The organism is Reichenbachiella sp. (genome assembly GCF_965223055.1).
In the GTDB taxonomy this organism is placed as follows: Bacteria; Bacteroidota; Bacteroidia; order Cytophagales; family Cyclobacteriaceae; genus Reichenbachiella.
The window spans coordinates 169016-184885 of record NZ_CBDCVM010000012.1 but is presented as its reverse complement, the minus strand read 5'-3'; the positions used below and the strand labels follow the sequence as shown (position 1 = coordinate 184885).

Genomic DNA, 15870 nt, shown 5'->3' with positions numbered 1-15870 from the left:
ATTGCTACTCCTTTAATAAATAGATTTCAGGATACCCCTCATGGTGAATGTATTGCGAAGCAATCGTCGGCATGATCCTCAATAATTCCGGCATAGTTTGCTCCTGGTCGATGATCACCTCGGGTAAATCCTCATTGAATTTTACAAATACCTCCGCACTGTTATCATAATAATTAAGTGCTTTCAATTGTAATTGACTTAAGGGCCAATTGAGATAGGGGGTGGCCAAAGAAGCGCTTTTATAATGGTGCAAATCATCACCCAAGACAAGTACTTTCTTCCCTGTCAAGAGTCGACTATACTCACTTTCTTCAATCATCATAGATTCGTAGCTCACAAACCGATCTACATGAAACCATTTATTTGAAAAAGCCAGGTGGTTATACAACACCAAGATCACGATGATACCAACACTTAGTTCAGCAACTATCCAGTTCTTGATTATCAACACATAATGTGCAACAAAAAAGGCCACTGTAGGTACAAACAGTATGAGTTGATAGGTAGAAATCTCCCTTGCCATCATCATAGCCAAAAAGCCTGATAAAAAAAACATCAGCATCACCTGCTGTATCTTTTCCTGAAAGTTGATGTATTTGCCTAGTTTACGAACTTTGTAAACAGAGGTGAAGAAAATCAATAGTGGTACCGTAGTGATAATTGTTAACTCGGTCCAGTTTAGATATTTGAAGGTATCAATAGTCCATAGTGAATTCACCACATGATGCTGGAAAATAAGGTAATCATCATACCAATAGAAATACAAACTTGCTAAGCCTGCAACTATAACAAACCCATAAACAAGCAGCATCATTCTCCTGAGAATAGACCCGGTATAAAGTACCAGCGAAAGAATAGTCACTACAAAATACCAAACAGAAGGCAGATAAAACAATGCGGCAATTCCGAGAAATACTCCCGTGAAAATGAATAGCTCATCCTTGGTCTGATTATCCATCCGCTTGAAGAGATTATTCATCGCAAGTAGGACAAAAGTCATACTAAGCAAAACCGGCGATAGTGTCAGGAAGTCGAAATACGAATTCATGAAAACCATGTATAAGAGTGCCGGCACATAGGTACTTCCATTGTACGCTTTGTTTCTGAGCATCACATTATTGAAAACACCAGCCTGCACAACTACCAGTAAAACAGAAAGAATGAAATATGGCACTCGAGTCTTGCCAAATATGATAAAGAACCATTTGTATACTAACACGGCCAGTGGTGCCGTATAATCCCAAACATCCTGATACATGATGTAATCACCAGAACCCAATCGCTCACCGATCAACAACCACTTCAACTCAGGCAAAATCATCGGAACCCCTGAGATAAACATGGGCACACGAATCACCAACAAAAGCAAAAAAACACCAACTAAGCGGTAAGGATCATTGGTTTTAAAGAATGTTAGCAAGATTTATTTAGTTTGATTTGACAATATTCTCAAGCCACAAAAATAGATTTTCTCCTTGTCTGCTTAGTGCTTTAGGGGCAACTTATTATTTTTTATGAAACTCAACGCCGACGAAAATAAGGTTTTAATAAAATATAATATAAATTAACTCTGACGATTTGAATATTATCTTCATCAAATAAGAAACTATAAATGTCTGAGTTAATCCTGACAAAAAACTGAATATCAGTATTTTCGTCAATTATTCGTTACGCAAAACGAATAATCACGGATTAATCGGGATATTTGCAGTGAGATATGAGTAGCACGAGACAACTGAAGTACGCAGGGTTGATTAAAAAAGACCTGAGCGAATTATTCCAAAGAGATTCCAGACATTGGTTTGGCAATGCATTCGTTACCATAACAGATGTAGAAGTCAGCCCTGACCTGAGCTTTGCTAGAGTTTTTTTGAGCCTCATGATGGTAGATGATGAACCAGCATTTCTTGAATTAGTAAAATCTAAAAAGAGTGAAATCAGAAAGGCACTCGGATTAAAAATAGGCAAACAGGTGCGAATAGTCCCTGACCTCAATTTCTATCTGGATGACACCCAAGAAAACGCTCAGAAAATCGAAGATTTATTGTCGGGTCTTCATATCCCACCTGCATCGGAAGAAGACGAAAGTGAAGATTAACATTTGAACCTCCCATTTTTTATATCGAAACGCTATTTCTTCTCTAAGAAGAAGAAAAATTTCATAAACATCATAGCCATTATATCTATGCTGGTGGTGTCTATCGGTACCGCGGCTTTGATCATTGTACTCTCCGTATTCAATGGAATGGAAGGACTTTTGCGATCCATCTACGGCACCTTCGATGCACCTTTACAGGTCTTACCCAGTGAAGGCAAGTCATTTCAATTTACTGAAGACCTAAAAACAAAAATTGAAAGCATAGATGGTATTCTGGACATCACAGAAGTCATCGAAGACAATGCTCTGATTCGCTACAACGACGCCCAAATGATTGTCAAGATAAAAGGCATGAGTGACAATTTTGTCGAACAGGGGCGAATGAAGGATGCTATTCGACAAGGGGAATTGAAATTTCAAGACAACAATACATTGTATGCTATTATCGGTAGAGGCATACAATTCAATCTGGGCGTTTCTCTTCGTAATGATTTTTTGGCTTTACAGTTTTTCTACCCAAAAAATGTAAAACCGGGTACGATAGACCCGTACAAATATTATAATCGCGCGAATATAATGCCTGGTGCTGTTTTCGCCTTGGAGCAACAATACGACGACAACTATGTTTTTGTGCCTATAAGTTTTACAGAAAGATTATTTGACTATAAAAACAAGCGCACTTCATTGGAACTGATGGTAGATCCCGAAATGGATTTGTTGAGGATTCAGTCGAAACTATCGAAGGCCTTAGGAGATTCCTATACGGTGCTCAATAGCGACCAACAGCATGCCGACTTATATAAGGTACTGAAGATTGAGAAACTTTTTGTATTCATCATTTTCTCCATGATTGTTGGCATCGCTTCCATCAACATCTTCTTTTCTCTTTCCATGCTAGTCATTGAGAAAAAGCCGGATATTAGTAGCCTGTTTGCGATGGGAGCTTCAAAAAAACTTATTCGCAAGATATTCTTAACCGAAGGAGCAATCATTGCCTTTATCGGAGCGGGGAGCGGACTCATTCTGGGATTCACTATTTCCTGGCTACAACAAACTTATGGCATTATTTCCATGGGTGTAGCTTCATCAGTAACCCAGGCTTACCCTATTGAAATTATTGCAACAGACTTTCTGTTCACAGCCTTCACTATTATTTTTATCACTTTTGTGGCATCCGTACAACCAGCCATCATGGCTTCTCGTCAAGGGATTCAACACAAATAGATCTTTGAGATATCATAGATAAAAATTTCTCTCTATTTTGCGAGCTGAATTTTCATGAATCGATTCGCTAAAAATATCAATCAGTTCACTGAGAAAACTGGACGGTTAGTTTCCTGGCTCAGTCTTCTCCTTGTCATATTAATAGGTCTGGACGTAGTATTAAGATATGCTTTGAATTGGAGCAGTTCAGCCAATCAAGAACTCGAATGGCATCTGTTTGCAACTTTATTCTTGCTAGGATCGGCCTATGCGCTTAAACATGACAAGCATGTACGAGTAGACGTTTTCTATTCTCGTTTTAGTGAAACTAAAAAGGCATGGGTCAATTTGATAGGTACAATCATTTTCCTCATCCCATTCTGTTTGGTCGTGATCCAAACCTCCATACCATTTGTGATAGATGCCTGGAAAATAGCTGAATCCAGTCCAGAACCAGGAGGGCTCCCTCACAGATTCATCATAAAATCCACTATACCTATTGGTGCGAGTTTATTGCTGATACAAGCCATTTCGGAAGTTCTGACCGCTTTGTCTTACCTACTAAATCCAGCGAATAAATGATTTCAGAATATTTGCCGCTTTTGCTGTTTGCGCTAGTCTTTATTCTGATCCTATTCGGATATCCAGTGGCATTTACACTTGGTGGACTTTCTATTTTAGCAGGAGTTCTCATATATGACATTGACTTTTTCTATCTGCTTTCTCTTCGGATTTACGGTACCATGCACAACTTTGTCCTGATCGCTGTCCCGCTATTTGTTTTTATGGGCATTATGCTTGAAAAATCAGGATTAGCCGAAAGTTTATTGAACACTATGGCCAGTCTATTTGGCAAAATGAAAGGTGGTCTGGCCGTTTCAGTGGTGATTGTTGGAGGTATGCTGGCAGCATCCACTGGTATTGTAGGGGCTACGGTCATCACCATGGGCATGATCAGCTTGCCCACCATGCTCAAGCGAGGATACTCACCTACTTTAGCCACTGGTACTATAGCTTCATCAGGTACATTGGGCCAAATCATTCCTCCTTCTGTGGTTCTCGTCCTATTGGGTACGGTATTGAATGTTTCGGTAGGAGATCTTTTCACGGCCGCCATTGTGCCAGGCGTTGTTCTCGTTGGGCTCTATATCATTTATATCATCGCTGTTTCTTATCTCAAACCAGAGTCAGCGCCAAGCATAAGTAGACAGGAGCGAGAAGACTTTTGGTCAGAAGGAGCATGGAAGAGAATTGTGGTAGCTTTCGTTCTACCCTTCATGCTCATCTTACTTGTTTTAGGTTCCATCTTTGCCGGGATTGCATCTCCAACCGAAGCGGCAGCTGTCGGAGCCATTGGCGCCATGGGTTTGACCGCCATCCAGAAGAAATTAAATTTATCCATTCTCAAAGAGGTGATGCGGGACACTACGTTTCTGACCTGCATGGTATTTATGATATTGGTAGGAGCCACTTCGTTTTCATTGATTTTTCGTGCCATGGGTGGAGACCGATTGTTGTCTGACCTAATTACACATGGGGGGCTTTCTCCTCATCTTTTTTTGGCTGTCGTGCTATTGGTTGTTTTTGTGGCAGGTTTTTTTATCGATTTTATCGAAATCATCTTCATTATTGTGCCGGTGGCTGCACCAATTTTTGCGGCTATGGGTGTTGATTTGATATGGATTGGGATATTGATTGCACTCAACTTGCAGACCAGTTTTCTTACGCCACCTTTCGGTTTTTCGCTATTCTACCTCAAAGGAGTGGCGCCACCTGAGATTAAAACCAGTCACTTGTATAGAGGAATTATTCCATTTGTCGCCATCCAAATATTACTACTTGTTGCCGTTATACTTTTTCCAGAAATAGTTACCTGGTTGCCGGATTTATTGAAGGATTAGTTAAGCATTCACAATGCTAGTTGGAGCTTGATTGACTTCAGTCTTAGCTGCTCTATACATCACATAGAAACATCCAATCATTACTACATGACTAATATCATTGAAGTTGAACCACTCATTGATGGAAATCTTAAACAAATGAATAAATGCCGGTATCAAATTAGTCAGTACACCTATAATGACTAGTGCAGATCTTTTGTCCTTGTATCTGGCATAGTGAGCCAACGACACAGGAATCACCACGCCTATCAAGCCAACTATAGAATCAATTAATACACTAGAAAAATGTTGAAATATGAGCACAGAAGCCGACATAACCATGAGCTGAGTGTAGCAAAAAATTCTAACAATTGATTTGACCTTAGAATTCTCTATTAATGGCAAAACCGCTAGCTGCGCACAAAAAATAGAAATACCACTCAACAACCAGGCTGCATGATGAAACTTATGACCCACGTAATGGATAAAACCATGAGCCGTACCCCCTGTGATTGAAGCCAAACCCATAAACAAGAAAAATAGCGCCCAAAACTTCTGTGAGAGGTCTGCACGATCATCATAAAATAGTCGATGGCCATACACAAAACAGGCAGCTGCTACCAGCCAGTTGGTAATCCATGTCATGGGCTCAGTTACCTGCAGGCCAAGCAGTTCTATAGTGGGTACTTCTTGCATCGCGCAATGATAATAAAGCTCGAAAGACTTCGTGCTTCATTCCCATGAACTTTCTCAAAGTTTATAACTTTAGGCAAGTATCTACCTATTTTTACGACTATGTGGCAAAATGAAAACGACACGTTAACAAGAACCTTTAAGTTCAAAGATTTTACGGCAGCTTTTGGCTTTATGACCAAAGTGGCTATAGAAGCAGAAAAGATGAATCATCACCCCAATTGGTCCAATGTCTACAATCAAGTAACCATCACGCTTTCAACCCATGATGCTGGAAATATTGTGACCGAAAAGGATCGGAAATTGGCTCAAAAAATAGACTCCTTGCTCGGCTAATGGAATTCAACGCATCTCTTTATTTAGTGCCTACACCTATTGGTAATTTGGCAGACATTACACTACGTGCATTGGAAGTGTTGAAAACGGTGGACATCATACTGGCCGAAGATACGCGTACCACCGGCACTTTGCTCAAACATTACGATATCAAAAATCAGCTCAAAAGCTACCATATTTTTAATGAACACAAGCAAATAGAAAATCTCATAGAAGAGTTTAAAGCTGGTAAAACAATGGCATTGGTATCAGATGCTGGCACACCAGCCATAAGTGACCCTGGCTTTTTATTGGTACGCGAATGCTTAAAAGCTGACGTCAAATTGGAATGCTTGCCCGGTGCTACAGCATTTGTTCCTGCTCTGGTAGCCTCTGGTTTGCCCAGTGACCGCTTCGTCTTCGAAGGGTTTTTACCACAAAAAAAAGGAAGGCATACTCGATTACAGGCACTGGTTGAAGAAACGCGCACCATGATCTTTTATGAGTCTCCGCATCGTCTAGTAAAGGCGCTAAAGCAATTCGGCGATACACTTGGATTTGATCGTCAAGCTTCTGTTTCTAGAGAATTGACTAAATTATATGAGGAAACCGTAAATGGTACCATTCAGGAAATCATCGACCACTTTGGAGACAAAAAAATAAAAGGAGAAATAGTAGTGATAATTGCTGGAAAATGAATCTGAAGAAAATTACCGAACAAGTCGTAGACCTATCACTCGAATGTGGCGCATTCATCAAAAAGGAAGCGGAAAGTTTTGACTACGAAGACGTAGAACTCAAAGGAAAAAACGATCTCGTTTCTTACGTAGATAAAGAAGCCGAGAAAAAGATGGTTGCGCAGCTTAAAAAAATTCTACCCGAAGCTGGCTTCATTACAGAAGAAGGGACAGAAAAAGAATCAGACACCGAATACAAATGGATTATAGATCCGCTAGACGGTACCACGAATTTCATTCATGGTCTACCAATATATTCCACCAGTATAGCTCTAACGAAAGGAAAGGAAATCGTTTCAGGCGTTGTATTTGACATTGGTCGAGATGACTGCTTCCATGCTTACAAAAATGGAGGTGCCTCTTGCAATGATAAATCCATTCAGGTTTCTAAACTTCCCACCCTGGGAGACAGTTTGCTCGCCACGGGATTTCCCTATTACGATTTTGACCGAATGCCTGAATATCAATCCATCTTAAATGAGTTGATGCAAAATGCGCATGGTTTGAGGAGACTAGGCAGCGCAGCTATCGATTTGGTATATGTTGGATTGGGTCGGTATGAAGGTTATTTTGAATACAACCTAAATCCTTGGGATATAGCTGCGGGTGCATTGATTGTAGAAGAAGCAGGTGGCACGGTGACTGATTTTTCTGGTGGGGACAATTACCTCTTCGGCCGTGAAATTCTAGCGGCCAATACGATACATGCCGAAATGCTAGCGATTATCAAAAAGCACTGGTAATTTTGCCATCAAATGGTACAGGAATTATTGATTTGGATATTTTTTGGTTTGGCGGCCTTTTTTGTAGCACGAAAGATATATCTGGAATTTACAGCAAAAGATGGTTGTCCAAAAGGCTGTGGGACCTGCGAGATTTCTAAATCAGAAACTATTCAAATGAACTCATCAATTAAGTCTATCAAATGATTTTGGCAACAGTCAATTAGCACTTAATTTTACTCCTCGAAATTAGTATAATAAACACAGGGCATTGACCCTTAAAAACATTTAGAATGGCTTTTGGTTTTTTTAAGAAGAAAAAGAAGAAGGAAAATACTGATTCAAGATATATCAACTTGACAGTAAAGGAAGTAGTCAAAGAAACCAATGATGCGGTCACTTTGGTGTTCGAACAGCCTGAAAATGGTGACCTGAATTATCAGCCGGGCCAGTTCATCACTTTGATTCTAACTATTAATGGAAAGAAAGTAAGAAGAGCCTATTCCTTGTGCAGTGCACCCTCACTAGGAGAATTGCCGGCAGTAACTGTCAAAGCAGTAGACGGTGGCATCATGTCCAATTATATCAACACCGAAGTAAAGTCTGGGGATGTAATTCAAATCATGGAACCTATGGGTTCATTCGTTTTAGACATCGCTCCTTCCAATAAAAAACAAGTATTCCTTTTTGGAGGAGGTAGCGGCATTACACCTTTGATGTCCATTGCTAAGTCTTTGTTGAAAAACGAAACAGAAAGTAGAGTTTCGCTTGTTTATGCAAATCGAGATATTGATTCGATCATTTTCAAAAGTGTAATAGAATCACTTCAGGAAGAATATAAAGAAAGACTGGATGTTGTGCATTTTCTAGAAACTCCTCCAGCAGAATGGTCAGGTCATATAGGATATATGACTAAAGAGAAGATTGCTGAGATCATTACTGAATTGAAAGGTGAGGAATACACAGATTTTTCTTTCATGACCTGTGGCCCAGAGCCTCTAATGAACATCGTATGGGAAACCCTGGAAGAATTAAAAATCCCTGAAGACAAAAAGTTTAAGGAGAGTTTTGTTGCAGGCAACACATCACCTAGTGCTATCATCGCCGATGCCAACGGAGCCAAAGAAGTTACCATTCTATTAGAAGGTGAAGAATACACCTATGAAGTACCAGCAAATAAAACCATTTTGGAAGCTGGCTTGGATCGCAACATAGATATGCCATACTCTTGTCAGAGTGGACTCTGCACAGCCTGCAGAGGAAAGTGTCTGCAAGGGACCATCAAAATGGACGAAGACGATGGATTGTCTGATGAGGAAAAAGCTGAGGGATACGTACTCCTTTGTGTGGGGCACCCTGAAAGTGATGACGTGAAAGTGGAAATCGGTTAAGAACCGGTATTGAGGTTTGCAAGCTCGATTTCAGCAGCAATATAGCCAAAAGCCATCCAGTACGGGCTGTCTATGATCTGGTTGAACACTGTAACCGCTCGGTCTGATTCGCCATTATAATAGTACCAGTTGCCAACTCCATAACCTGAAGTTATGTCTTCGATGGAAATTTCTTCTTCAATTTCGGTGTTGAATAACTGCTCTGGTTTTTTTAAGCCCTTATACATAAGAAGTCTATTGTGATAGGCATAGTTTTCAATCACATTCATTTTCACTTTAATTGGCTCCAGCAAAGTTTCGGCAGCTTCCATATTGCCCAATTTCCTATAAGTCATATACAACCAATCCGTTGCTGAAACCAGCATATCATCGTTGTTAGAAATAGCAATGCATTTCTTATAGGCAGACACAGATTTATCGTAATTGCCTTTCATATAATAAGCCAACCCCAGGTGATACCAAATATTGAATTGTACAGAATTTCGAGGGATATTTCTTCGGTTTGGGAGTCCATCCGTCTCCATTTGAACAGGTGCATTCCTTGAATAAAAAACAGCCTTTTCCAAATCCTGAATTGCCTTGTCAAATTGTCGGATAGATAAATACCGATGCCCTCGGTGTCTATAGAGTTTATAAGATTCAGGAAACTTATTCAAACCAAGAGTATAAATCTGAATAGCATATTTGTATTGATACAGATAGGATAATCTTCTTCCATACCAAATTATATTCTCAAGACTATCAGGATTATTATTAAAATTTTCTTCCGCTTCTACTAACTGCTTTTGTCTTTTTTGATAAACTTTTTCAGGAAGAACAGGAGGATACAGTTTTTGGCCAAGCAATGAAACCGCTTCATGCTCTGTTTCTTCCACAACCTCTGCACCCAAATTGGATACATCAGACACGATAGACTTTTTTACTTGCGTGTCTTTTGTGTTTTCTATTTGAATACAACTACTCAAATAGCATAGTAATAATACGATACCTATGATTCTTTGCTTCACCGAAAAATTTAATTACTATTCTTGAAATAATACAAATAAAACCAACAAGAATTCTAAACTTGCCATCTTTAGTTATCTCATAACCAAATCTAACTCAACAAACTTATAATGCTAAAAATTACATAAACGATTTCCTGAATTATAAGAATTCTCTCCCTGTAATAAAGTCTATTTATTCAAATATTCCTCTAATGTAAAAACAACTCAAGAATGCTTTTCCATCACTCAACCAAATAATTTATTGAATGAATACAGGTTCACAATTCTAATGATGTTAAAATCAAGGAAACGAGATCTTGGCGGTATATAATTTTTTCTATCTTTAGGCTGATAGGCTCCGATCTATAATTTTAATTAATACAAATACTAATTAATAATGAGTGAATCAATTGTAAATTTTTTATCAACATGGAGTAATGCCATGTACATTCTTTCACCGCTCTTCCTCGGTATTGGAATTTTCATATTCGCTTACTATAAAATAAAGTTGGTAAGTACTAAAGTATTTAAAGATAAGTACGACTTGGTTAGCAAGCGCGAATATGGCTTTTTGCTCAGTGCGCACTTTTCAATAGCAACCGCTATATTTTTCATCTGCAATACTTATGAGGCAGAAGGCTTGGGTCATTCCTTCTTGTGGTTTTGGATTCGACTGTTCATATCACTTTGCATTGGCGTACTTTATGGTTACGTAGCACTGCTCATGCTAAAATTTTATTATCCTACCCAGCAAGCGAAGAGGTTAAAAGCTTACAGGTATGAACCCAGAGTGAATCCAAAAACTGGCAACACAATGAAGCTTCTTAGCGAAGAGGAAGAGGATGCTTATCTTGACGAAGGCATGCAAGCTGAAGAGGATGTGTTTTCTGTAGACTATGATGTTTGGATCGATATAGAAACTGGTGATACACATATTGAAAAATATGAAGGCAGACTACATGCGATGGAATGTGATCGGTGTGGATTTCAAACATTGAGGCTTGAGAAGGAAGAAATTACTCAGGAAATCACTGAAGGTCAGGAAGGCGAACTTATAAAGCATTATAAATGCACCTATTGCAAACGAATCAAAAGAAGGACCGTTAAACTTTCAAATCAAAAATCTGCTAGTGATTTTAAGGTAACTGAAACCACTCAATTCGTGGAAGATCCGCTGAACGACGGGCCGCGAGTGGTTATGGTAAAAGTAGATATCCATTCTACTGATGGACAAATCAAGAATTTTGAATTTCAAAATGTGAAAGAAGCCCAAAAATTCCTTAAAGAATTTGATTTGAGCAAACTAGAGGAAGAGTAAATTTAATATTAAAGACTTTATACAAGAAAAGCCATCTCGCCCGCGATAGTTATCGGGGCAAGATGGCTTTTTATATCTTTAAAAGACTAATTAAGCCTTCGCTTCAGGAGTAACTACTGAAACGAAAGATCTGTTTTGTCTTCCTTTTCTGAACTCAACTACACCGTCGGTCAATGCGAACAAAGTGTGGTCCTTACCCATTCCAACATTTTCTCCTGGATGGTGTTGCGTTCCTCTTTGTCTTACGATGATATTTCCAGCAACAATGTCTTGTCCACCAAATATCTTCACTCCCAATCGTTTACTATGGGATTCTCTTCCGTTTTTCGAACTACCTGCTCCTTTCTTATGTGCCATGGTATTATATTATTTAATATTTTCGATTAAAACCTTAGTCAATGACTGTCTGTGGCCATTTTTCACTTTATATCCTTTTCTTCTCTTTTTCTTGAAGACAATTACTTTGTCATCTTTCTCCTGAGCAAGGATTTTACCTGAAACCTTGGCACCCTTCACTGTTGGGGCACCTACTTTGACCTTACCATTGTTATCAATTAACAATACACGGTCAAACTCTACGGAAGCGCCAGCTTCACCCTCCAAACGAGGAGTGTAAACATACTGATCTTGCGTTACTTTGAACTGCTTACCGGCTATATCAACTATTGCGTACATAATTTGTAATAAATCCAGTTTTAAAAATTGGTTTGCAAAAGTAAAATTTATCTAAGAGAAATCAAACCCTTTCAATAGCATTTTAGTCGATATAAAAAAATAAAAAAAAATTCATCTTTTTTGCATCCCCGATTCAAGCGCAAATGAATAGAAGTTATGGTTTAAAATAAAGGCTTTCAACATGCTATATTTCAATCATTTAAATGTTTTTTTTATCGCGTCAAGAATCACGTTTTGGGGGCCATTTCGGCCTTGTCTTTTTACCTTCTTTTTTTCATATTTGTACTGCTTGTTCAAAGGACTCGACACACTAACGAACAAGTAATCCAATAGAGAAATGAACACCACCGTCCTGCCTCGTGTAGGACACGAAAAAGGCGAATAATGACTGGCTTCAGTATCATTAGTCACGACTATTGTTTGTCCTTTTCAAAAAGAAATGAAGTAAAGAAAAATGGCAAAAGACATCTCACAGGACGAACCTATACTTAAAGAGAATAAGGACAGGTTTGTACTATTTCCCATCGAAAAAGATGACATCTGGCAGTTCTATAAAAAGGCAGAAGCAAGCTTCTGGACTGCCGAAGAAATTGATCTCAGTCAGGACCTAAAAGATTGGGAGAACTTAAATGACGGCGAGCGTCATTTTATTACTCATGTATTAGCCTTCTTTGCTGCCAGTGATGGTATCGTAAATGAGAACCTTGCGGAAAACTTCGTTTCGGAGGTTCAATACACAGAAGCTAAGTTTTTCTACGGCTTCCAAATTGCCATCGAAAACATTCACTCAGAGACTTATTCATTGCTCATTGACACATATGTCAAGGACAATAAAGAAAAAGATAAATTATTCCACGCAGTAGAAACGATTCCATGCGTTAAAAAGAAAGCCGACTGGGCTTTGAGATGGATCGACAATGGATCTTTTGCAGAAAGACTGATTGCATTCGCTGCAGTAGAAGGAATCTTCTTCTCAGGTAGCTTCTGCTCTATCTTTTGGTTGAAGAAACGAGGTTTGATGCCAGGACTTACCTTCTCTAACGAATTGATTTCAAGAGACGAAGGATTACACTGCGATTTTGCATGCTTATTATATAATGACCACTTGGTAAATAAACTATCTACAGAGACAGTGGAGAAAATCATTATAGATGCAGTAGAAATAGAAAAAGAATTTGTGACTGACGCTATTCCAGTGAAGCTGATTGGAATGAATGCAGAGTTGATGTGTCAGTATATTGAGTTTGTGGCTGACAGACTATTGCTAGAGCTTGGATGTTCTAAACAATATAATGCTAGCAACCCATTTGATTTTATGGAGATGATTTCCCTTCAAGGGAAAACAAATTTCTTTGAAAAGAGAGTAGCTGAGTATCAAAAGGCGGGCGTGATGAAAGATGCGAATGACGACTCAGTTAAATTTAGTTTAGACGAAGATTTTTAAAATATTATATACGTATATATCCCTAATACTTATAACCTGTTTGCCTTATGTTAGTACTTAAAAGAGACGGAAGGAGAGAATCCGTCAAATTCGACAAAGTCACCGCCAGAATAGAAAAACTCTGCTACGGACTAAACACCAACTTCATTGAGCCAGTAGACATTGCCAAAAAAGTAATCTCTGGAATTTATGATGGAGTAACTACGGTAGAGCTAGACAACCTTGCTGCTGAAACGGCTGCTTCGTTGACTACTGTGCACCCTGACTTTGCTAAACTCGCAGCTAGAATCGCTATTTCTAACTTGCACAAGACAACAAGCAAGTCTTTCTCGAATACGATGAAAAGACTCTACACTTACATCGACCCTAAGACTGGAGAAAATGCTTCACTCCTAGCTACTGATGTATATGGTATTATCAAGAAAAATGCAGCGTTACTAGATTCTTCTATCATCTATGATAGAGACTTTAGCTACGATTATTTTGGTTTCAAGACTTTGGAGCGTTCGTATTTGATGAAATTGGATGGGCAAATTGTGGAAAGACCACAGCACATGCTGATGCGTGTAGCGATTGGTATTCACAAGGAAGATATTGAGGCAGCAATCGAAACGTACAACCTACTCTCTGAAAAATGGTTTACGCATGCTACGCCTACTCTTTTTAACGCAGGTACTCCAAAGCCACAGCTATCTTCATGTTTCCTTCTGACGATGAAAGATGATAGTATCGACGGGATATACGATACATTGAAGCAGACAGCTAAAATCTCTCAATCAGCTGGTGGTATTGGACTAAGCATCCACAACGTAAGAGCTACAGGGTCTTACATCAAAGGGACCAACGGCGTATCTAATGGCATTGTGCCGATGTTGAGAAACTTCGACATGACGGCCAGATATGTTGATCAAGGCGGTGGAAAAAGAAAAGGGAGCTTTGCTATCTATCTTGAGCCATGGCATGCGGACATTTTCGAATTCCTTGATTTGAAAAAGAATCATGGTAAAGAAGAAATGAGAGCAAGAGACTTGTTCTACGCCCTATGGGTACCAGACTTGTTTATGAAACGAGTGAAAGAAAACGGCGATTGGACATTGATGTGTCCAAACGAATGCCCTGGATTGGCCGACACCTATGGGGATGAATTCGAGAAGCTGTACGAAAGATATGAGGCTGAAGGAAAGGGTAGAAAAACCATCAAAGCACAAGACCTATGGTTTGAAGTACTCGAATCTCAGATTGAAACCGGAACACCTTACATGCTTTTCAAAGATTCGGCCAACAAAAAATCGAATCAGAAAAACTTGGGTACGATCAAGTCGTCCAACTTATGTACGGAAATCATGGAGTACACGTCTCCAGATGAAGTAGCAGTATGTAACTTGGCTTCTATTGCTTTGCCAATGTACATTACCGAAGATGGTATGTTCGACCACCAAAAGCTGTACGATATCACTTATGTGATCACGAAGAACTTGAACAAAGTAATTGATGTCAATTACTACCCAGTGCCGGAGGCTAAAAACTCCAACATGAGACACCGTCCTATCGGTATCGGAGTTCAAGGATTGGCAGATACTTTCATTCAAATGAAAATGCCATTTGATTCTCCGGAGGCTAGACAATTGAACAGCGAAATTTTCGAGACTATCTATTTCGCTTCGATGACTGCTTCAAAAGATATCGCTAAAGTGGATGGCGCTTACGAGACGTTCAAAGGGTCTCCAGTGTCAAAAGGTATTTTCCAATATGACATGTGGAATGTTACTCCTTCTGAAAGATGGGATTGGACAAGCCTGAAGAAAGAAGTGAAAAAGCATGGCATAAGAAACTCATTGCTATTGGCTCCAATGCCAACGGCATCTACTTCTCAGATCTTGGGTAACAACGAGTGCTTCGAACCTTACACTTCAAACATCTATACCAGAAGAGTACTTTCAGGTGAGTTTATTGTTGTAAATAAGCACTTGATGAACGATTTGATTGCATTGAACCTTTGGGATGACAGCATGAAAAATAGAATCATGCAGGCCAATGGATCTATCCAAAACATTCCTGAGATTCCTCAAAACATCAAGGATCTCTATAAAACAGTTTGGGAGATCTCTCAAAAGTCAATCATCGACATGTCAGCAGACAGAGGTGCATATATCTGCCAAAGCCAAAGCTTGAACATTCACTTGCAAGAGCCTAACTTCGGTAAGATGACCTCGATGCACTTCTACGCATGGGAGAAAGGATTGAAAACTGGTATGTACTACTTGAGAACTAAAGCTGCAGCCGATGCCATCAAGTTTACCATATCGAAAGAAGAGAATACTAACTTCATTCCTGCTAATGATAAGGAAGGCGAAGCTAACTCACAATTCGAATGTGTAGGATGTGGTAGTTGATCCAATAGAAAATTA

The 15870-nt window shown here is 39.2% G+C and carries 16 protein-coding genes; 11 read left to right on the top strand and 5 right to left on the bottom strand.

Annotation, left to right across the window (positions count from 1 at the left end; translation table 11 throughout):
• Positions 1-4 precede the first annotated feature (4 nt).
• The gene (locus ACOQO5_RS16110) at positions 5-1420 is read right to left on the bottom strand and encodes a hypothetical protein (RefSeq protein ID WP_420582719.1); all 1416 of its coding nucleotides are present in this window, start codon (positions 1418-1420) and stop codon (positions 5-7) included.
• Between the two features lie 297 nt (positions 1421-1717).
• Here ACOQO5_RS16110 and ACOQO5_RS16105 point away from each other — a divergent pair, with 297 nt between their 5' ends.
• From ACOQO5_RS16105 to ACOQO5_RS16090, 4 genes are read left to right on the top strand one after another with little or no spacing between them, the layout of a single operon-like run.
• Positions 1718-2098 (top strand): ribosome-binding factor A, encoded by a 381-nt coding sequence (locus ACOQO5_RS16105; RefSeq protein WP_420582718.1) that lies wholly within the window; start codon positions 1718-1720, stop codon positions 2096-2098.
• A gap of 3 nt (positions 2099-2101) precedes the next feature.
• Positions 2102-3322, top strand: coding sequence for an FtsX-like permease family protein (locus ACOQO5_RS16100; protein WP_420582717.1), 1221 nt, complete (start codon positions 2102-2104; stop codon positions 3320-3322).
• 54 nt (positions 3323-3376) lie between these two features.
• Positions 3377-3883, top strand: a complete 507-nt coding sequence (locus ACOQO5_RS16095) for a TRAP transporter small permease subunit (protein WP_420582716.1) — start codon at positions 3377-3379, stop codon at positions 3881-3883.
• On the top strand, positions 3880-5202 hold the full coding sequence (locus tag ACOQO5_RS16090) for a TRAP transporter large permease (RefSeq protein ID WP_420582715.1): 1323 nt from the start codon (positions 3880-3882) through the stop codon (positions 5200-5202). Before ACOQO5_RS16095 ends, ACOQO5_RS16090 begins: the two co-directional genes overlap by 4 nt.
• On the opposite strand, the gene ACOQO5_RS16085 is transcribed toward ACOQO5_RS16090, so the two are convergent.
• On the bottom strand, positions 5203-5877 hold the full coding sequence (locus tag ACOQO5_RS16085) for a DUF6962 family protein (protein ID WP_420582714.1): 675 nt from the start codon (positions 5875-5877) through the stop codon (positions 5203-5205).
• A 99-nt stretch (positions 5878-5976) separates the two neighbouring features.
• Between ACOQO5_RS16085 and ACOQO5_RS16080 the strand changes: the two genes are divergently transcribed.
• From ACOQO5_RS16080 to ACOQO5_RS16065, 4 genes are all read left to right on the top strand, one after another.
• Positions 5977-6210 carry a 4a-hydroxytetrahydrobiopterin dehydratase gene (locus tag ACOQO5_RS16080; RefSeq protein WP_420582713.1) on the top strand — a complete coding sequence of 78 codons (234 nt, stop codon included), beginning with the start codon at positions 5977-5979 and terminating at the stop codon, positions 6208-6210.
• Complete coding sequence (gene rsmI / locus ACOQO5_RS16075; RefSeq protein WP_420582712.1) at positions 6210-6887, top strand: 16S rRNA (cytidine(1402)-2'-O)-methyltransferase; 678 nt, start codon at positions 6210-6212, stop codon at positions 6885-6887. Before ACOQO5_RS16080 ends, rsmI begins: the two co-directional genes overlap by 1 nt.
• Positions 6884-7669, top strand: a complete 786-nt coding sequence (locus ACOQO5_RS16070) for an inositol monophosphatase family protein (RefSeq protein WP_420582711.1) — start codon at positions 6884-6886, stop codon at positions 7667-7669. The genes rsmI and ACOQO5_RS16070 overlap by 4 nt, the downstream gene beginning before the upstream one ends.
• 272 nt (positions 7670-7941) lie before the next feature.
• Complete coding sequence (locus ACOQO5_RS16065) at positions 7942-9039, top strand: 2Fe-2S iron-sulfur cluster-binding protein (protein ID WP_420582710.1); 1098 nt, start codon at positions 7942-7944, stop codon at positions 9037-9039.
• Here the strand turns inward: ACOQO5_RS16065 and ACOQO5_RS16060 are convergent.
• Positions 9036-10046 (bottom strand): tetratricopeptide repeat protein, encoded by a 1011-nt coding sequence (locus tag ACOQO5_RS16060; protein WP_420582709.1) that lies wholly within the window; start codon positions 10044-10046, stop codon positions 9036-9038. The two genes, ACOQO5_RS16065 and ACOQO5_RS16060, sit on opposite strands and share 4 nt — an antisense overlap.
• A 376-nt stretch (positions 10047-10422) precedes the next feature.
• Here ACOQO5_RS16060 and ACOQO5_RS16055 point away from each other — a divergent pair, with 376 nt between their 5' ends.
• Positions 10423-11343 (top strand): hypothetical protein, encoded by a 921-nt coding sequence (locus ACOQO5_RS16055; RefSeq protein WP_420582708.1) that lies wholly within the window; start codon positions 10423-10425, stop codon positions 11341-11343.
• Between the two features lie 90 nt (positions 11344-11433).
• Here the strand turns inward: ACOQO5_RS16055 and rpmA are convergent, their stop codons facing one another.
• Both rpmA and rplU read right to left on the bottom strand, forming a co-directional pair.
• Positions 11434-11700, bottom strand: a complete 267-nt coding sequence (rpmA, locus tag ACOQO5_RS16050; protein WP_420582707.1) for a 50S ribosomal protein L27 — start codon at positions 11698-11700, stop codon at positions 11434-11436.
• A 9-nt stretch (positions 11701-11709) separates the two neighbouring features.
• Positions 11710-12018, bottom strand: a complete 309-nt coding sequence (gene rplU, locus ACOQO5_RS16045; RefSeq protein ID WP_420582706.1) for a 50S ribosomal protein L21 — start codon at positions 12016-12018, stop codon at positions 11710-11712.
• Positions 12019-12484: 466 nt separating this feature from the next.
• Here rplU and ACOQO5_RS16040 point away from each other — a divergent pair, with 466 nt between their 5' ends.
• A complete protein-coding gene (locus ACOQO5_RS16040; protein WP_420583430.1) occupies positions 12485-13462 on the top strand; it encodes a ribonucleoside-diphosphate reductase small subunit in 978 nt (325 codons plus the stop codon).
• 47 nt (positions 13463-13509) lie between these two features.
• Entirely contained in the window at positions 13510-15855 is a 2346-nt protein-coding gene (locus ACOQO5_RS16035; protein ID WP_420582705.1) for a ribonucleoside-diphosphate reductase subunit alpha, read from the top strand.
• Positions 15856-15870 lie beyond the last annotated feature (15 nt).